Origin of the sequence: Mesorhizobium sp. M0590 (genome assembly GCF_040320905.1) — a bacterium.
Classification (GTDB): Bacteria; Pseudomonadota; Alphaproteobacteria; order Rhizobiales; family Rhizobiaceae; genus Mesorhizobium.
The window spans coordinates 221,765-241,230 of record NZ_JAMYQN010000007.1 but is presented as its reverse complement, the minus strand read 5'-3'; the positions used below and the strand labels follow the sequence as shown (position 1 = coordinate 241,230).

Genomic DNA, 19,466 nt, shown 5'->3' with positions numbered 1-19,466 from the left:
ATCAGCTTGGGCCTCTAAAGGAGGAACCAGATGAACCGCATCGCCCAATCGCTGCTCCTTGTTCTGGTCATGCTCGTGACCGCCGGCGCCGGCCCGGCCCGTGCGGACGAGCCGAAGGTTGTGCTGTTCGAGGATCCAGCACTGGAGGCGAACCGGCTGCATTATCCGCTGCTTATCTCCGACGGGCGCGGCTACCGCATCCGCTGCAAGGACCAGGCGGACGAGGAAGCGGTGATCCGCGGACTTGGCTTTGCGACGGTTCCCTCGGAGGTGCTAACCGCCGTCGACAGCGCGATCGTCGCCGCAGATCCCGCCGCCAACCCGCTGCTGTGCCCATCGGGCGAGACATACCCGATCAAGGTGTTCGCGCACGATAATGGCAGCGGTCTCGTCTACTACCTGCAATTTCCGTCAGACTTCGGCGCGACGACATTTTCCGACCGGATCTACATTCCCAGCTGCGCGCCGCTGGTCACCGAGTTGAAGCTCAATCTCGACCAGGCGCTGAACGCCGACCCCACGCCGTTCTTCGCTGGCAAGATCCACACCATCACGTGCCTCTCGGGCGCGCCGCTGGTCGACAAGCCGACCACCTTCGCGAAATGGTGCATCAAGGGCGACCGCACGCCGGCTGAAACGGCGACGGTGATGGCGGTGCTCGATTCAACACCCGGCGGGGTCTCCGCGCTCGGCAACCCGGCCGCCTGCGCCACCGCACAGACCTTCCTGGAATCGATCACGACGCTGAACCTGAGCGGCAAGGGCGTGCAATCACTCGAGCCCATTGAGGTGCTGGCGAACCTCGCCAGCCTGTCGATCGCCGACAACTCGATCGCCGACCTCGGGCCGCTGACCAAGCTCAAGGTGCTGACCTTCCTCGACATTTCCAGCAATCACATCAGCAACATCAACGCGCTGGCGCCGCTGACTGCGCTGACGCGGGCCGACGTCTCCGACAATGACGTCACGGACATCCGCGCGCTCTCAGCACTGGCGCTGCTCACAAACCTTTCGCTCGACAACAACAAGATTGCCAGCCTTGAACCGCTGCAATTCCTGCAGGCGCTCTCGACACTGTCCATCGGCAACAATGGACTGACAGGCGACATGCTCGAACCACTCAGTGCGCTCGGCGGCCTGACCAGCCTCAACCTTGCCAACAACAAGATCGAGACCTTTGCCAATCTCGGCAGCTTCCCCTCGACGCTAGCCATCAATCTTAGCGGCAATCCAATCGTCGCGGGCGGCGGGCAGAACTTCGTTGACCTGTGCGTGCTGCACCGCGACGCGGCGACCCCGCTTGGGCAGACCATTCGCGCCATGGTCGAATTGGAGGGCGGCGGGACGTGCTTGGCGGTCGGCAACAAGCTGCTGGCGACCACGGCGCTCGACCTGTCGTCCAAGATCGTCAGCGACCTGCGTCCGCTCGCCACCTTACCGCAACTCACCTCGCTCAACCTGTCGAGCAATGACATCACCGACGTCGCGCCGCTTGCCGGTCTGACCAACCTAGCCATACTCAACCTGTCAAAGAATTCGATCACTAATGTCAGGCCGCTGGCGGCGCTGCCGGGCCTGATTAATCTCGATCTTTCCGACAACCCTGTGCAGGCGACCGAGTTCCTGTCGGCCTGCCTGATGCGGAACCAGACCGACTTTCTGACACCCGCGCAAGCCTCAGAAGTGAACGCGCTGCTGTCTATCTCAGGCAAGACTGTCTGCGGCAGAGCCTATGACGATCTCAGCTCACGCCAGTTCGCCGATGCGAAGAACCGCGGGTTGACCAGCGTCTCGCTGTTCCCGGTGATGGGCAATCTGACCTCCATCGACCTGTCCGACAATCAGCTGTCCGACGTCGCGGCGCTGTCGGCAGTACCGGGGCTGACGAAGCTTTGGATTCGCAACAACCAGATCCCTTCGATCCAGGGGGTATTGCAACTGCGCCGCCTCGAACAACTGAACGTCGACGGCAATCCACTGTCGAACCTGATCGGTGTCGGAGTGCTCAACAAGCTGACAAAGCTCTATTTCTCGAACACGCACGTGCAATCCGTGACGCCCTTGGCGGATCTGCCGCTGCTTGATGACGCCGGCATGCGCAACCTGCCGCTGCAGTACGCCAGCTTCGCGGAATACTGCATCGTCTATCGGTTCGATTCGATCGCGCTCGGGGACGCGCGCGGCTTCATGGCGGCGCTTGAGAGCCGCATGCAGGCCGACCACGTCGACAGCGCCGATTGCAGCGCAGCGCAGAACTGGGCGCAGTCACTGACCAGTCTGACACTGAACAAAAAGTCGATCATCGCCGTCAACCCCGTCGTCCATTTCCGGGCACTGGGCGAACTCAACCTGTTCGACAATCTGATCACCGACGCCTCGCCGATCGCATCGCTGACGGGGCTTCAGAAACTGAACCTGGCCACCAATCGGCTGTCGGCGATCCCGCGCTTCGGCTCGGGCGGGCTCAAATACATCTACCTGGACGACAACCAGATCGCCAATGTCGGCAATCTGTCGAACATGCCGGCGTTGTCGAATATCGATCTACGCAACAACCGGGTCTTTGATGCACTGCCGCTCGGCTCGCTTCCGGCGCTGTCGATTGTCGATCTGAGGGGCAACCGGATCGAGAACTTCGCTCACGTCCATCCGGTGATCGGAAAGTCCTATCTCGGCAACAATCCGATCTGCTCCTTCCCGCAGCCGCTCCTCCCGCAAGTCGCCGAAGCGTGCAACCGCGAGCCGTTGCGCATCTTCGATGGAAACATTCACTTGCACGACGCGATCGCCGTCCAGCCTTCGGTCATCTGTCCGCGCCCGAACTGCTTGCAGCTCATCATCGTGGGCCCGCAAATTCATCAGTAATGCCTACACCCGGAGAGGTAGTCCCATGTTCGCAAAGACCCTTACCGCCCTCGCAGCCCTGACCGCTGGCGCCGCAGTAATCGGCTTCCCGGCTCGCGCCGAAGACAAATCAGCAACGTCGATCGTGCAGTTGCCGACCGCGGGCGGCACCGTCGCGCAGGAAGAGGGCAGCTTCTCGCTGAACAACAACACGGGATCGGCGAACTTCACCCTACCGCTACCCACCCTGCCAACGCGCGGCCAGTTCGGGCCGCAGATGAGCCTCACGTATAGCCAGTTCGCAGGCGATACGGGCAACGGGCTTGGCATCGGTTGGCAGTTCAATACCCAGGCAATCGCCGTCAATGACGATCTCGGCACGGCCGTTCCAGGGACCAAACCGGGCGGCGATTTCTTCTCTCGCTTGTCGTATATGGGCGCGCGGCTCATCTTTCTCGGAAACCAAAACGGCGTCTGGGAATACAAGCCCGAATACGCCGAGGATTTCGTCAAGATCCTCTACCACACCGGTGCGTTCGACGTCATTTCGCTCGACCTCGAGGGCGGCCTGCACACCGACACCGTCCCCTCCGGCTTCGAGGTGACCAACGCCGACGGCACGCGGCTGATCTTTAGCGGCGATCCCTCCGTAGCGGAGGGCAATTTCGACATAGCCAAGCCCTACGTCACGAAATGGCCGCTGGTACTGCAGCTCAACGCCAACCGCGAAGCCATCCGCTACGACTACCAGCGTTTCGGTGGACGCAGCTATCTGACAAAGGCCAGCTTCGCCGGCGGCCAGAGCAGCTATCAGTTCGACCTGATCGAGACGCAATCGACACTCGTCAGCCACACCAATGGCAGCAAGCAGGAGAACGCCCGGCTCTACGGCAAGGTAACGGCCAAGTTCAAGGACACCGTCTACGCCCAATGGTGCATAGGATATGTCGGCCGCGATACCAGTGACACGTCGAAGTTCGTCGTCCGGGCGCATCCGGACTGCCTGGCGAAGGCTCAAGCCGACCTCACGCCGCTCATCGACGCGCAGTCGGTCAATGTGCTCGACCAGCTGCGCGTGCTTTACCGGTATGGCGACACCAGCGGCTCGGCCTTGGCGCAATCGACACTGAAGTTCCCGGATATCCATTTCGGCTATTCGTCGTGGACAAGTGCCGAACTGGCATCGCGCCCCGTCGTGTTCGAAGCGCCGAAGATGGCGTTCGCCGGCGACATCCCGCCGCAGAATTTCGAGTTGGCCGACCTCAACATGGATGCCCTGGTCGACATCGTGCAGACCAAGGATGACGGCGCGACCGTGCATCTGGGCAGCGGCGACCTGAACAGCGCCTTCGGCGACACAACCCAGCTCGTGCTGTCGCGTCCGACCGAGGCTGGACTAATTCGTCAGATCACGCCGCGGCTCACCGACAATCGCTTCGCTTTTGCCGATATACTGGGCGACAGTTTCGTCGACATCGTCGAAATCGAAGACGGGCTGATGCATGTCTATGACGGCAAGGCCGACGGGACCTTCCCCTATCTCGGCCGCTCGATCCTGCTGCCCGGCGTCTCTCCCACGACCTTCGCGGGCGGCAATGGCCGCTTCGCCGACCTCAACATGGACAGCCTGTCCGACATCGTCACGACGCGCCTCAATGCCGATGGCCGCACCGAATGGCGGATATTGCTCAATCTCACCCGGCGCCAGCCCGATGGCGGTTATAGCGTCAATTTCGGCGCGCTGACCAAGGCGTTCCCATTCAACAGCCAGGACGGCCAGATCCTGGGTCGCAACAATGTGCGGATGGTCGACATCAACGGCGACCGGCTGCCCGATCTCGTTGTCATCCGTCCAGCCGACCAGGGCTTCTGTCTCTACGAGCACCAAGGCAACATCTTCTCGACGGACCCGAATGCGCTCCTGTTCGGTGACGCCGCGATCAACGACCCGGTCTGCGGTCATGGCACCTTCTCGAAGATAGGCGGCATGCAGCCCGGCGATAGCATCGCCACGATGTGGTACATCGACGCCAATGGTGACGGCATAATCGATTTCGCGTCGATGGGCGAGCGCACCGACCAGATGCGCATCTGGCTCGGCTTCGGCGACGGGACCTACCTGAAGGATCCGCTCAGCATCGCGCTCAATCTGCGGGTTCAACTCGGCACGTCGACGCAGACCTTCGCCTCGCGCGTCGCCGACATCGACGGCGACGGCCAGACCGAAATCATCGTGTTCCAGAAGCCGTCCGGCGACGAGGTGAAGCCGGTCGTCGTCATTGACTTCAATCGCACCGACACGATGCAACTCGTCAAGGCCAACCTGCTCACAGTCGTCGACTTCGATTCCGGCCGCCGGCACGACATTCGCTATGCGACCTCGATCGACGAGATGCTGCGCGACCGCGCCAACGGCCAGCTGACGCGCAACTTGCATTTCCCCGTTGTCGTCGCCAAGCAGCTCGTCACGTCGCAGGGCATACCCGGCCAGGTTCGCGCCCAAGTGCAGACGGACGAATATTTCTACCACAATCCATTCTATGATGTGATCAATCGCCGCTTTATCGGCTTCTCGGAGGTCGAGAAGGTCGCTTACGGTGACGAGAACGCGGCCGGCCAGCGCATCACGCAGCGTTCAAGCCTCGATCGCGAACAGTATTACACCTTCGCGGAAACGGCGGCTGACCTGAACCTCGCCGGCAAACTGAAGATCCGCAAGACCTATGAAGTGAAGTCGGAGGCGACGCTCGTCGCGAGCGCGGAGACAACCGAGACGCTCGATCCGTCGGCGGCGGCGCTGCACTCGCTGTCGACCGCTACGCGCAGCCAGAAGCTGCCGACGACCGGCATGATGCTGAAATGCGAATCGTCGGTGTGGGAGGCGTTTTCGCGTGGCGACGGCTCGTCCTATCTCAGGAAGGTCAAGGAGACGCTGACCGACTCCGCCGGCGAGGCCGAACAGCAGGACGTGGCCGATCCCGAATGTAAGGATCCGGTCAAGACCCAGACCTATGCCGGTTTTGACGAATTCAACATGCCTGCGTCGGAGACGGTCAGGGTGCGCGACATTCTGGGACCGGAGAGCCTGACGGTTCCCGGCTTCAGCCGTACGACCCAGACCGACTACACCCAGTCGCGCGCCGATCTGGCGGCGCTCGGCATCATCAACGCGGCGTCCGAGCGGCGTATCCTGGCCGCGACCCGGCTGCTCAGCCGCGAGAGTTTCACCTACCTGCCAAATTCCGGCGGTCGGATGGGGTCGCGAACGCTTGAAGTACTGTCGGGACTTGGCGCGCTGCCGCCCGCGCTCGAACAGTTCCGCAACGCCAGCCGTAAGCTGGCGAAGACTATGGGTTACGATGTTTTCGGCAACAGTATTTCGATCGCCGACGAACTCGGCATCACCGAGTCAGCGATCTACGACCCAACCGGCACCCTGACGCTCAGCCACACCAAGCTGTCGGGCGGTGCGGCCGAGCTCGATCAGACGACGAAAATGACCTACGATGGGCCGCGCCAGGGCGCCGTGGCGACGACGACCACACCCTTGGGCATGGTCGTGATGAACAGCTACGACGCTCTCGGCCGCAAAACCCGGGAAACCGCCGCGGACGGTGCCGAACGCTTCTACAGTTACAAGATCGGCGAGCATGGGCTGCCGTCGCTCATCCTGACGGCGCGCCGCCGCTATGCGGGTGTTGCCGAGACACCGGAAGGCGAGAGCGAGTTCATCGCGGACCTCGCCGCCTATGACGCGCGCAGCGAAAAGGTCGCCGAACTTGAAAACGTCGCCGAGGGCGGCGTCAGGGTCTTCAATTTCTCACTCTACAACCGCAACGAAAAACAGACCTTCCGCTGGACGCCCTTTGTGGTGACCAGCTTCGGCGGCGTTGACGATCTCAACCTGCAGAAGGTGTTCGACCTTGGCGATGTTCCGCGCCCCGATCGCGAAATCGGCAATGCCTACACCTATGACCCGGCCGGCCGGATGGTCCGCGAAACCCATCCGTCGGGCAAGGTTTCCGACATGATCTTCCGACCCTGGGGCACGCTCACGGTCACGACCTACCACGACCAGTTCGACGGCACCGTTCAAAACAGCGAGTATTCGCTGAGGAATGAGAACGGCGTGACCGCTTCCATCGCCAGCGACGGCAACGGCACGACGCATATTTCGCGTTTCGTGCGCGATTCCTTCGGCTACCTGAGCGAAATCTGGCTGCCGGGCGAGATGACGCCGCGGCGGCTGATCTACAACTCCGTCGGCGACATCGAATTCCAGTCGATCCCGGGAATGGGCGACCGCTACGCGTTCTACGATGCGCGCGGTCGCCAATCGGTGGTCGCCCGCGTCGGAACCAACGGTGAAACGTCGGTCCAGACCTACACCTATGACTTCCTGAACCGCAAGCTCACCGAAGCCAATGACGGCGTTTTGCACCTCGAATACGAGTATGACAGGGGTGTCGAGGTCGCATCCGCAGCAGGGTTCGAAGCGCCGATCGTGTTGCCGCTCGATAAGACGACGCAGATCACCATCCATGATCCCAACGGCGCGTTCGATGCAATCCAACGTTACGCCTACAACGCCAACGGCCGCATGGTTGCCCATGAGGTGGAGATTGGCGGCGCGAAATACGCCGACCATTTCCACCACACGCTCGACGGCCGCATCGACTCGTCAGAAGGTCCGCGCGGACTGGCCTCAAAGTTCGCACTCGGGCCCGACAAAAATCTGAGGTCTGTCACTGTGATGCACCCCGACTTTTCGGAACCCCAGAAGATCATCGAGAACATCACCTACAATGCGGAATCGCGCATTGAACGGGTCGACTATCGCCTCGGGGCGTTCACGCAACTGACCTTTGATCCGGCGACCCTGTTCCTCACGCATATCGTGACGCAAGCCGGCGGAAAGTCCTTGCAGGACCTCACCATGACCTTCAACTCCAATGGCTCGATCACCCAGATCGCTGACACATTGGCGCAAGGCGTCGGCAACGAGGGGCATGTCGATCGGTCGGGAACGTTCCACTACAACTTTAAGAACGAGCTCGTCCGCATCGACCGCTATGGACGGCCGGCCGACTTCGCTTACTCGCCGGCGGGGACGTTCGTCCGCAATGACGAGCTCGAACCCGGCGCGGCGATCGCGCCGGCGTCCGGTTCCGCGACCGGCCTTATTCCGGCAGGAACCGCGGCCAAGCCCTACACCTTCGACGGTTTCGCCCAACTTGCGAAATCGCCGACCCTGACGGGAACGGTGTTCGATATCAACGGACGACTGATCCGCGCTCAGACGGCCACCAATGAAGTGCTTTACGGCTACGACCAAACCGGGCGCCGCCTCTACAAGAAAGTAATTCCGGCGAACGGGCCGGAACAGGTCTACCTCTACCCGGTAGACACGTTCGAGATCGGACCTAAGGGCGAAGAGAGCTACGTCAACCTGGCGGAGGCCAAGCTTGTCCGCCTGGAGCACGGCACCGGCAAATGGTTCTACTACCTGAAGGATCACATTGAGAGCAGCGACTATGTCATCGCCTCGAACGGCGTGCCGGTCGAGCAGATGCTCTACAAGGCATACGGCACCGAACATAAGCCCGAGACATTGTCCCCGGCCTGGGCCACGCACCTGACGGATGTCGCGGCCGACGTCCCGCGCGAGAAGACCCATCACCGTTTCACTGGAAAGTATCTCGATGACGATACCGGGCTCTACTACTATGGCGCCCGATACTACGATCCGGCGCTCGGGCGCTTCATCTCGCCCGATCCGCTCTATGTCGGCGACCCCGAGCGGTGCACGGGTAATTCGACGGCATGCAACCTGTTTGCCTACGCCAACAACAACCCGATGGCGTTCATCGACCCGACCGGCCTGAAGGAGATCGTCGCCGGCGACGCGGCCTACCGGCGGCAGGTCGAAGAGGACATCCAGCGAGTCGATCCGACCGCACGGGTCGACAGCAAGACTGGCGAGGTATCGCAAAGCTGGCTGCATGGCGCCTGGCTGGACGTGAAGAACTTCTTTGTCGGATCCAACTCCTTCGACAGCGGCCGCGAGCTGATGCGCCGGGTCATCGCCGACCCACAAACCACGACGATCCAGAACGAGCCGGGCGTCACCGCGGCCCGCAACAAGGATCCGTTGGGGAACCCGGAAACGACGAAGGGCGACGTGATCATCGGCTATGACCCGGCTGCGTCGCGCACGCGCACGTCTGTCGAGTTCGACAAGTCCTCGGGAACGACTGCCTCCAATCCGGCGGATCCTGGCATCGTGCTCGGTCATGAGCAAATCCACGCCACGCACCGCATGGCCGGCCAGCATTCGGGGTTCAAGGATGCGCCCTACATAGGCCTCGATGGCAAGTCATATGCTTATCGCAACGAGGAAGCACGTACCATCGGTGTCGGCGGCACGCGTCGACCCGACGACATAACGGAGAACCAGTTGCGCGACATGCTCGGCATTAAGCCGCGCGTCCATTGGTAACCGAGACCGCGACCAAGGATGGAGACTTTGACATGCGACGACTCCCGAAGCTTCCGGCGATCCTCGCCGGTTCCGTGCTCATGTTTGCGGCAGCGGCGGCGGCGCAATCCATGAGCAAGCAGCTCAAGGAACCGCAGGCCGTGCCGCTCGATTTCCTGACATGGATCGACCGCGATCCGGCCTGGCTGCAGCAACAGATGGCCACGCTCGGCGCCGCCGGCGGGGTGAAAATCGGCAATGACATGCTCGAAACAACAGACCTGGAAGCGTTGAAGGCGGTTAACCGCATCCGCGGCTTCGCCTACCTCGCGGCGAAGGGATTGAACCCGCCCTATTTTGACCTGTCTGTCGCCGGCGCGGATACGACCGTCCGATGCGTCACCTCGTATCCCAGGGGCATCGCGCCCGACATCGGGCCGATGGACTTCGCGAGGACGTCGTTTCCGGCGGAGGCCGCCGACCAAACTCAACTGAAATCCTGCACGGTCGCAGGCAAGAGCGGAGACTATGCCGAGCTTGAGCGGGCGGCCTTTCGCGATCGTTATTTTAACGCGTCGGGCACATTGAAGCCGGAATTCCGAGACTTGGGCGACGATCCTGCTTTCAAGGCCAAGGCGATCGACGAGGGCTTCTTCCTGACGACGGAGGACTATAGCGGCCTGCTGCAGCTGGACCTGCGGTAAGCAGCTGCGACGTAGCAAGCAACACCTGGCGCCGGCGAAGGGCTAGACTAGTATTGTCCACGTGCTTCGTGGGGGCCGACCAGCGCCAGCACCAGCCAGGGCTGGTCTTTGTCGCCTTCTTCGCGCCCTCCCGGTGTGCCAATGCCAGAGATAGGAATAACAGAAGACGTGTCCGACTTTGGTTTTGGCCCAGAGAGCTCGTGGTTGAGATAGTCGGGACTCGGCTCCATGCGGAGGCTTCGACCGCAGCGATATCGTCCTCGCTGAGCTCCGCTATCAGCTCGACCCGCCTGTCGCGCTTCAACAGCCAGACAAAAACCTCGTAGGCCAGCAGCACGGTGCGCGTGCGGCCGTTTTGGTGATGACGACCGGATTGCGGAACAGAGGTATCCTGATAAGCGCCGAAGTTTTTCGAGACGGCGGCGGCGGTGACGGTGGCGGTCATCGGCGAGACTGCTTTATTCCGGAATAGAGGCGCTTTTCGCGCTTTCCGCGAGTGTCTGGCGCCAACCAAAAATGGAAACGAGCCCGTGACAAGGCTGCTTGCAAGATCCAGCTGAAATCGCCGCGAGACGGGCTGAAGCCGTCTACGCGCTCAACTGCGTGCCGTCCTTCGACCGCCGGGATTTTCTAGCCGGAGTTTTGACCGACGACGACCACGCCGGCTCGCTCCCAAAAACAACAAGGCCCACTCTGGGGGCCTTGCCGTATCAACTCTGCTGTCGGCCCTGCCCTCAGTTTCCCATCATCTGCTTGGCATTTTCCGGCGTGATCGCGGTCGTGTCCACCGTCACCGTCGGCTCCACCGACGAAGCACACTCAAGCAGGATCTTCTTCGACATCTCGATCGCTTCTTTGGCGCCGGTCGGGTAGGTGAAGGTTGCCGCCCAGTCGCCCTTGGCCACGGCCTCGATGCCGCCGGCCGGACCCGGCAGGCCATCGGTGCCGATGATCTTGACCTGCTTGCCCGCACCCTTCGCTGCGAGCAGCGCACCAGCCGCCATCATGTCGTTCGAGGCATAGAGCACCTTGATGTCCGGGTGCGCTTGCAGCATGGCGGAAAAGGCGGTTTGGGCTTTGTCGGGCACCCAGTCGGCGGCCTGCTCGGCCACCACTTGGATTTTGGCATTCTCCTTCACACCGTCCTTGAAGCCGTTGAGTCGCTCCACCGCCGGCGTTGAACTCGGCAGGCCTTCAAGCACCGCCGCCTCGCCGCCTTCCGGGAGCAGGGTCTTTGCGGTGTATTTGCCCGCTTCGAGCGCGATCTTGTAATTGTCGCCGCCGATGAAGGCGGTGTAGTCCTTGCCGGGGTCGCCTACCGTTTTGCGGTCTAGCTCGATGACGGGAACGCCGGCATCCATCGCGCGCTTCACCGCCGGTGTCATGGGCGCTGCCTCGAAGGGCGAGATCAAGAGCAGATCAACTTTCTGGGTTATGAAGTTGTCGACCTGCGAGGTCTGCGTGTTGACGTTGCCGGCGCCGTCGGCGATCTGAAGCGTGAACTGCGGCACTTCCTTGACCGCCGCGGTCAGCTCGTCATTGACATGCTGGCGGTAGGGCTCGGCATTGTTCGCCTGCGAAAAGCCGATGATGAACTGGCCGTCCTTGGCGCAGGTCTTGACCATCGGGTCGGCCGCTTGGGCAGCACCCGCCATGCACAGGCAAGAGCCTGCTAGAAAGGCGACCTGCAGGGCGCGCCTCGATCCTTTTTCCATCGTTGTCATGCTTGCTCTCCTCCTCGTCGGGCCTAGGGCCAGACCTTGGTTTCACGGTCTTCCAAATGCTGCCGCCGGCCTCCTATCGTCCCAAACCCTCGCGGCGGCGAACGAGGGATTGAAGCACTGCCGCCAGAACGATGATCGCGGCGGTCGCGAGCAGCTGCATGGCGGGGGTAATGTTGTTGAGCTGAAGGATGTTGGCGAGCGCGCCGAGCATGATCGTGCCAGCAACGGTGCCGACCATCGAGCCGGCGCCGCCGAACAGGCTGGTGCCGCCGATGACCACGGCCGCGATGGCCGTGAGCTCATAGCCCATACCGTCATTGGCGCTGCCGAAGTTGAACTGACCGGCATGCACGATGCCGGCAAGGGCGGCGGCAAATCCGGTAATGGCGTAGACCGAGATCTTGACCATCGAGACCGGCACGCCCGAAATACGCGCCGCTCGCTCGTTGCCGCCGACGGCAAAGACATAGCGGCCGAAGCGCGTGGTATTCAGTACCAGGGTAGCAATAGTGGCGAAGGCGATGAAGACAATGGTCGCCACCGGCACCGTGTTGTTGAACAGGCGCTCGCCCAGCACCGCGAAGACAGGTGGCGCCAGGCCGGGCCCGTCGCCATAGGAAATATTAATGTACTGATTGCCGGAAACGACCAGCGCGAGACCTCGCGCCGCCTGCAGCCCGGCGAGCGTGACGATGAACGGCTCGAGCCGAAAGCGGCTGGAAATGGTGCCCTGGATCATGCCGAAGACGGTGCCCATTACCAGCACGGCGAGGATGGTCGGGATAAGCCCGAAGCCGCCGGAGATCATCATCGTCGCGGTGACGACGCTGGAGAGACCAAGCACTGCGCCCACCGAAAGGTCGATGCCGGCGGTGATAATGACGAAGGTCATGCCGATGGCGATAATGCCGGTCTCCGACACCGCGCGCACGATGTTGGCCATGTTGTCGGGCGCAAGGAACAGTATCTCGCCATGGCGCCTCGGCGAGAAGATGACGCCGCCGATCGCCACCAGCACCAGGCCGATCAGGCTCTGGAAGCGCACGATCAGCGCGAGTGGATCGCGATGCTTTGCGGCCGGTGCGGCCAGCACCGGACCGCTCGCAACCGAAATCTTCTGCTCGGACATCACGCATCCCTGCCATTTGCCGCTGCCATCACGGTGTGCTCGTCAACGCCACCGGTGAATTCCGCTACATTGCGCCCCTGGCGCAGCACCACGATGCGGTCGCACAGGCCAATCAGCTCCGGCATTTCGCTGGAGGCAACCAGGATGCCCAGGCCTTGTGCAGCCAACTGCCGCAGCCGCTGATAGATCTCGCCCTTGGCGCCGACATCGACGCCGCGCGTCGGCTCGTCGAGCAGCAAGAGCCGGGGATTGCCAAGTATCTCCTTGGCCAGCACCACCTTCTGCTGGTTGCCGCCGGACAGCGCGCCGACCGCGACGTCGGGATTCTTCGGCCGAATGTCGAACTGGCCGAACGATTGTTTCACCGCCTGGGCCTGGCGGCCCGGCGACATCAGTCCGCCCGGCGATATTCGCCGGATCACCGACATGACCAGGTTGAGGCCAACCGCCATCCTCAGCATTAGGCCACTGCCACGGCGGTCGTCGGTGACGAAGGCGATGCCGGCAATGCGCGCGGCTCTGATGGAATCAAGCTTGACCGGACGGCCGGAAATGGCGACCCCGCCCTCCCAGTGGCCGGAAAGGCCGGTGCCGTAAAGCGCGCTCAGGAGCTCGGTGCGCCCTGCCCCCATGATGCCGGCCAGCCCGACGATCTCGCCTTCATGCACCTCGAGTGAAAGCCCTGTCGGGGCCTGCCAGCCGCCGCTGTCGCGCGCTAGCCGGAAGCTGGCATCGCGCAGGCTGAGCAGAGCCCGGCCGACGGCCGTGGTGCGCTGGGGATAGAGTTCGTCCAGTGGGCGCCCGACGAGCAGCCGCACCAGTTCGGCCTGCGGTGTGTGCGGATCGGTGATGCCGGCTACACGTCCGTCCCGCATCACCGTCACCCGGTCCGCGATCTGCGGCACTTCCTCCAGACGGTGGGAGATATAGACGATGCCGACGCCACTGGCGGCGAGCTTGCGCATGATGTCGAACAGCCTCTCGACCTCGCCCACCGTTAGGGCCGCCGTCGGCTCGTCCATGATCAGGACCCGCGTCGCATAGGACAACGCTTTGACGATCGCAACGACCTGGCGTTGCCCGATCGAGAGGTCGCCGACTAGCCTGGCGGGATCGATAGCCAGTTCGATAGCTTCCAGACGCTTGCGAGCTTCGCGGCGCATCCGCGCCACATCGAGCAGTCCGCCCGAGCGCATCAATTCGCGGCCAAGGAAGAGGTTTGACGCCACATCGAGCGTTGGAACGAGATCAAGCTCCTGAAAAATGGTCGCAATTCCGGCCGTCTGCGCCTCGCGCGGGTTGTTGAACCGCACCGGCTTGCCGTCAATCTGGATTGTACCTTCGTCGGGTGCGTAAACTCCCGACAGCAGATTCATCAATGTCGATTTGCCGGCGCCGTTCTCGCCCAGCAGGGCGTGGATCTCGCCTGGCTTGAGATCGAAATCGACACCGCGTAGTGCCTGGACGCCGCCGAAGCGTTTCACGGCCCCTGTCACCGATAGAAGCGGCGCGCTCATGCCGGCCTCCCGCAGGATTGGCGGGCATGCAGCGTCGCCTGAAGCCGCACCGAGCGGGGCTCTGTATCCGTTGATGCAATTCGGGCGCTAAGCAACGATGCGGCCTGCCGCCCGATTTCGGTGCAAGGCTGCGCAATAAGGGTCAGTCGCGGCTCAAAACAATCGGCCCATTCGAAGTCGTCAAAGCCGACAAGTGAAAGATCCCGAGGTATTGCGAGACCTTTTTCGCGAACCGCTCGGACCGCTCCGATCGTCGCCATATTGTTGCCGGTGACCAACGCCGTAGGCGGCGAAGCCAATGACAACATCGCGCGGGTCGATGCCGTAGCGCTCGCCGTGTCGACGTTGCCTGGCGGCAGATATTCCGACACGTAGGCAAGTCCGTTAGCCATCAAAGCTGACTTGAACGCATTGATACGTTCGCGAGTCGTAGCAAGGCCCGGCTGCCCCGCAATGAACCCAATCCGCTGGTGGCCGAAGGATGCGACGTGATCGATAAGAGCCCGCATCGCAGATTGGTTCTCCACGCCGATCTGGTCAAATCGTTCGTCGGCAAACCGGTCGATCAGAACGCAGGGAACCATTTTCTCGGCAAGGTAGTTGGTGGCTCGCTCTGGGGCACCCGAGGGCGCCAGAATAACGCCGTCAACACGTCGTTGATGGAAGGCGCGAACGACCGCAAGCTCCCGATCAGGATCGTCCTGCGTGTCGGAGAGGAAAACCATGAGGCCAAGACGCGCGCATTCCGCTTCCACGGCACAGATGATGTCAGTGAAATACGGGTTCGAGATCGCCGAAATCGCCAAGCCGACGCTGTTGGTTGAAGCGACCTTGAGAGAACGCGCCAGCGCATTGGGCTGATATCCAAGCAAAGCAATCGCTTCGTTAATGGCTTTCGACTTCGCAGGCGAGACAAAGCGCGTGCGGTTGATCACATGGGACACCGTTGAGACCGACACGCCGGCACGACGGGCTACCTCAACCATCGTTGCCATTGCGGCTCAAACGGAGTGCTGCACGCAAGCGCTCCTCCCTGATGTTGCGCTTTAAGCCCGCTCTGTCCTGGCGGGTATAATAACCATAGTGTCATCGAAACGTTTGCGCAATCGATTCGATGGGCGTTTTTTTGATCTGATCAGACTATTGTTGTCTAGAGTGGAGCAAAGCAGACACACGACGTCTCCCCTCACCACTCGAATTCTGTGGGCACGATTTTAGAAATGGTGCGCGAGCAGATTGCCAAACCCGTTGGAAAGATCATGGTCCCGAGAGATGGTTCAATCTGGCGTCGCGCGATGATCGGGCATAGCGTCGCATCAGGAATTCTCGCCTCTGCCAACCAATCTTGCCGGCTGATTCATCCGTTCACTGGCGGTACTGGCGGAACATCGTCGGCTATTTCCTGCCTGAGCCTTGGTCCTTTGCTCAGCCGGCGACCGAGCGCATCGACGAAATTGTCATAACGCTGCAAACCCTTCGCGCGGGCTTCGGCCTGAGCGGATTCCGGCAAGGCTGGGGTCGAGTTGAGCCAAAACCGGACGAACAATGCTAGCGTCTCAATAGCAATTCCGACGTCACGCTCGACACGCTGTACGCGTCGATCGATCTGGTCGAGACGGCGAGTTATCGCCGCTTGCTTCCGCTCTTCGGCATCCGGCGACAGAAACGATGCGAGCGCAGCCTCGGCGACCAGTGACAGCGAGACCTCGCGCCGCCCAGCGTAATCGGCCAGTCCGTTCATCACGTCAGGATCAAGATAGGCAGACAGACGTTTTTTCTTCGCGTTCTTCATGGGCTCAAAGCTCAATGCCATCACTGGGGTCAAGAGCGGCCTGACGTGCTGCGCGCCTCATAGCCTGATCGACACCACGACGGCGCATGGCGTCATCGTCGGGCTCGTCCCGGTCAAGATCGAACTCATCGTCGCGCTGTGTTGTTCGCTCCGGTGCGATGTCCTCATGTTCGGGAAGCTCGGGCTGGCGGCGGATGCCGCCATTGGCCGGATCGTCGTCCTGCTGATCCTTGGCGCGCCACGATTTTTGAGGATTGCCTTCCGGCTCAGCAAAGACTGTCGTTCCGGTCCAGTCGTCAGAGCGAGCGTTTTGCATGCTCTCTCCGGCTTTCGGTGGCGGCAGGACACGCTCGGCAAGCCGCTGATCGGCGAAGTAGCGTGCCTTCTTCGCTCGGATTGGGAACTGGCCCGAGATCATGACGCCACGACCGGGTGCGGGCCGGCTTCGCCCAAATGCCGGGTCAGCATCATGGCGCGCAACGTTCCAATGTGCCTTCCGGGTCGACCAGGACATCCGCCACGTTCTGCACATCTCGAACTTCCCGCTCGCCTCGTCGCACCTCCAGCAGAGGGTTATAGGCCGCGGATGCGGCATTGGTCGGATCGAACAGAAGCACCCGGCCGAAATGTGCGCGCCATCCGGCCGTCAGTTCCCAGTTTTCGCCTTTGATGTCGTGGACAATTGCCGAACCCGGCCAAGTCAGCAGCGACGGCACGACCAAGCCAACACCCTTGCCGCTTCGGGTCGGCGCAAAACACAGCACGTGTTCGGGACCGTCATGGCGTAGATAGTCGTGGTCGAGCTTGCCGAGCACCACGCCATCAGGACCGACTATGCCTGCGGCTCTGATTTCGGCTCGCGTCGCCCAGCGTGCCGAGCCATAGGTCGCGGAGTCCTTTGCCTCGCGCGCGCGCCATACCGACATCCCGATCGCGGTGGCGATCGCCATCAGGCTGCCGCTTGCCGCAATCGCCGCGCCCTCAACAAAGACCTTCGGCGCGTAGGCGTCATAGAAAAACCACCACCAGAAAAATGCCGGCGGGGGATAAATGGGCCGTCCCGCCAGTTCGAACCAGGACGGACCGAGTTGGCTCTGAAAGCCGAGCCGCCATGCCGTCCATTGTGTCGCTGCCCATGTTGTCACGAGGACGAACCCAAGGGTGGTGAGGACCTGTCCCCACAAAATCTTGGTTGCCGGCACTTGTCGTTTCTCCGATCTGAATCACCCGAACAACGAAGAAAGACCGAGTGTCGAGATATGCAAGCGGAAGGAGTTGTCAAAAGCGGCAGGACGTACTGTGAGATAGAAAGACTTGCAGAATTCGGTGCGAGACTACTTTGGAAAGTATTTCACTTGGGCGGAGAGATCAGATTCGGGTCGTTGCCATTGCACCACCTGGAACAATCGTGACTGTTCTCATTCTGGTGGTCGTGAAGGAGATCAACTAAATCGCAGATCTGCACAACTATCCCACTTGCGCCTCGAATGGGAAAGGGGTCCGACACCTGGCACATGGAACGTCCGGCCCAGAGCCGCTCGATCTCTTGTGCCCGATCGCACTGTCTGCCGACGACCTGATCACGTGCAGCCGCGCATAAGATCCACAAATTGCAAGATGATCGCGGCTGCGGTGGCTATTTGTCGACGAAAGCCGGCTGCAGGACCGTCGCTGGTTCTCAATGGAGACTGCCGCAACCGCGCCAAAGCGCGACGTTATCGGGAACGAACCCGTGCGTTGGGTTTAGCTCCGCTTCGCAGCGCGCGCTGGAGGAGCGCCTACGTCGATTCGGATCCGACGCTCGCAAGCCGGCAATGCTGGAAGACCTAGCTGCCAGCCGCCGGCGCTGGGCCGCCCTGCCCGTGCTCGATGCTCGCAGCGCCGACGAGATCATCGGGGGCGCGGCCAGCAAGGACGCTTAGTGCGCAATCGATAGGACCTCCTCGCAACCCCGTTTGGACATGGACTTGGAATAGCTGAAAAACGCTCTCGACAGCCGTTATTTGGAGTGGCGCGCGGCAGCGATGGCCTGCAAGAGATTAATGCTGCTCATGTCAGGTTGACTGGATGCGGCAACAGCCAGTGCTGCGGCATCGGCCATTTTCGCGACGTCGTCGCTGCTGATGGTTCCGCGCTTTTCCAGCAGGTTTAAAAGTTCGACAACGAGAAGGAAGGCGTTCACGCCATACCGTTCGGCTCTGAGCTCGAATTCGCCCCGCGCCAGTTCCTCCGAGTCTCCCTCGACCCTTTTGTCCATGATTTGATCGCCTCCCGCGGCAAAGCTATTATAAATTAACAACGTATTCTAACCCTCCTCCATCTGGAAAAACCCGCCGTGCCCATCAGCACGGCGGGTTGATCAAGCGTTGCCCAAGGCCTGGTGCTGGCGGATCTATAGATCGATTGCCGCCCGACAGCCTATCAAACACGCTTCGTCCCCGCGCCGCCTAACTTGGTAACGGCGGGCTTCTCCTCCCCAAATCGTTCAGGTCACTGGATGACTTTGACGATCTTGCGTGTGCCTGGATCAACGACAACGGTCCGGTTGTCGACGACGACGTAGCGGTATTTGACGTTCGGGACCTCATGAAGCTCAACTGTGTCGGGCAGGGTTGAGCCGATATTGAGCTCCACTCCAGGAATTTTCACCGAAGCGAGTGGCTGCTTTTTCACATATTCCTTAATCACCGTCTCCTGTTCCGGGTCGATCACCACGTCCTGAGCGGCGGCAGCACCGACACCAGCCAGCAGCAGAAATCCCGCGGCTGCGGTGGAAAGACGCATTCTCATAGCTATCTCCTTGTGAGCTCTCTTGCACTGGGCGCGAAACTTTGCGCCAAAGCTCCCCCAGACATGAAGCTTGTGCAGACGTTCCTCACTGAGCCTTCGGTCTAGCCGTGCATAGGACCAAAGTCTGCGCTGCAGCGCGCAATAGCCCCGCACATGCAGCCACCCGGAGCTGTGTCTGTTCGTACTCGTTGGCGTCGCTCAACGGAGGAGCCTATGGAGAACAGTGTCCACCAAGCTCGCTGGCTGCTTGCACCGGTTTTCGCCGTCTCCATCACCTTCTTGGTGATAGGAATGGTTGCTAGCTGATGCTCGCTAGTCAGAAATGACGCTCCAACAGCCCCGAATTTGTATCTGCCCAGAAAAGTCCCTTCCTGCGCTGATAGGATCCGCCCGCCATTCCTCGATTGGCGGACGGATCCTCATTTCCCAGCTGCGTCGGATGTCGAGTGAGTAGGAACGGAAATGGACGAGAACAAAAGCAATCGAGA

Annotated in this window: 11 protein-coding genes and 3 pseudogenes; 4 read left to right on the top strand and 10 right to left on the bottom strand. The window is 61.4% G+C overall.

What is annotated here, in order from left to right; genetic code table 11:
• The first annotated feature begins 30 nt into the window (after positions 1-30).
• The 3 genes from NKI52_RS14630 to NKI52_RS14620 are packed head-to-tail and all read left to right on the top strand — an operon-like array spanning position 31 to position 10,026.
• A complete protein-coding gene (locus NKI52_RS14630) occupies positions 31-2,865 on the top strand; it encodes a leucine-rich repeat domain-containing protein (protein WP_352576687.1) in 2,835 nt (944 codons plus the stop codon).
• A gap of 25 nt (positions 2,866-2,890) precedes the next feature.
• Entirely contained in the window at positions 2,891-9,343 is a 6,453-nt protein-coding gene (locus NKI52_RS14625; RefSeq protein WP_352698364.1) for an RHS repeat-associated core domain-containing protein, read from the top strand.
• The gene (locus NKI52_RS14620; protein ID WP_156937420.1) at positions 9,337-10,026 is read left to right on the top strand and encodes a hypothetical protein; all 690 of its coding nucleotides are present in this window, start codon (positions 9,337-9,339) and stop codon (positions 10,024-10,026) included. Before NKI52_RS14625 ends, NKI52_RS14620 begins: the two co-directional genes overlap by 7 nt.
• Before the next feature lie 170 nt (positions 10,027-10,196).
• Here NKI52_RS14620 and NKI52_RS14615 read toward each other — a convergent pair.
• From NKI52_RS14615 to NKI52_RS14585, 8 genes and pseudogenes are all read right to left on the bottom strand, one after another.
• Positions 10,197-10,471, bottom strand: a pseudogene (locus NKI52_RS14615) (type II toxin-antitoxin system Phd/YefM family antitoxin); the annotation flags it as partial.
• Between the two features lie 289 nt (positions 10,472-10,760).
• A complete protein-coding gene (locus tag NKI52_RS14610; RefSeq protein WP_023679184.1) occupies positions 10,761-11,750 on the bottom strand; it encodes a substrate-binding domain-containing protein in 990 nt (329 codons plus the stop codon).
• Between the two features lie 73 nt (positions 11,751-11,823).
• Positions 11,824-12,879, bottom strand: a complete 1,056-nt coding sequence (locus NKI52_RS14605; protein WP_031212475.1) for an ABC transporter permease — start codon at positions 12,877-12,879, stop codon at positions 11,824-11,826.
• On the bottom strand, positions 12,879-14,396 hold the full coding sequence (locus NKI52_RS14600; RefSeq protein WP_352698361.1) for a sugar ABC transporter ATP-binding protein: 1,518 nt from the start codon (positions 14,394-14,396) through the stop codon (positions 12,879-12,881). The genes NKI52_RS14605 and NKI52_RS14600 overlap by 1 nt, the downstream gene beginning before the upstream one ends.
• Positions 14,393-15,391 (bottom strand): LacI family DNA-binding transcriptional regulator, encoded by a 999-nt coding sequence (locus NKI52_RS14595; protein ID WP_023679187.1) that lies wholly within the window; start codon positions 15,389-15,391, stop codon positions 14,393-14,395. The genes NKI52_RS14600 and NKI52_RS14595 overlap by 4 nt, the downstream gene beginning before the upstream one ends.
• A 362-nt stretch (positions 15,392-15,753) precedes the next feature.
• A complete protein-coding gene (locus NKI52_RS14590; RefSeq protein WP_023679188.1) occupies positions 15,754-16,188 on the bottom strand; it encodes a hypothetical protein in 435 nt (144 codons plus the stop codon).
• A 4-nt stretch (positions 16,189-16,192) separates the two neighbouring features.
• On the bottom strand, positions 16,193-16,606 hold the full coding sequence (locus NKI52_RS32735) for a hypothetical protein (protein ID WP_502897753.1): 414 nt from the start codon (positions 16,604-16,606) through the stop codon (positions 16,193-16,195).
• Positions 16,606-17,390: pseudogene (locus tag NKI52_RS14585) on the bottom strand (type IV secretory system conjugative DNA transfer family protein); the annotation flags it as partial. The pseudogene NKI52_RS14585 and the gene NKI52_RS32735, both read right to left, overlap by 1 nt.
• Positions 17,391-17,939: 549 nt before the next feature.
• Here NKI52_RS14585 and NKI52_RS14580 point away from each other — a divergent pair.
• Positions 17,940-18,110, top strand: a pseudogene (locus tag NKI52_RS14580) (type II toxin-antitoxin system VapB family antitoxin); the annotation flags it as partial.
• A gap of 77 nt (positions 18,111-18,187) precedes the next feature.
• Here the strand turns inward: NKI52_RS14580 and NKI52_RS14575 are convergent.
• Positions 18,188-18,445 (bottom strand): hypothetical protein, encoded by a 258-nt coding sequence (locus NKI52_RS14575; RefSeq protein WP_352698359.1) that lies wholly within the window; start codon positions 18,443-18,445, stop codon positions 18,188-18,190.
• Positions 18,446-18,678: 233 nt separating this feature from the next.
• A complete protein-coding gene (locus NKI52_RS14570; RefSeq protein ID WP_023679192.1) occupies positions 18,679-18,978 on the bottom strand; it encodes a DUF1236 domain-containing protein in 300 nt (99 codons plus the stop codon).
• Positions 18,979-19,466 lie beyond the last annotated feature (488 nt).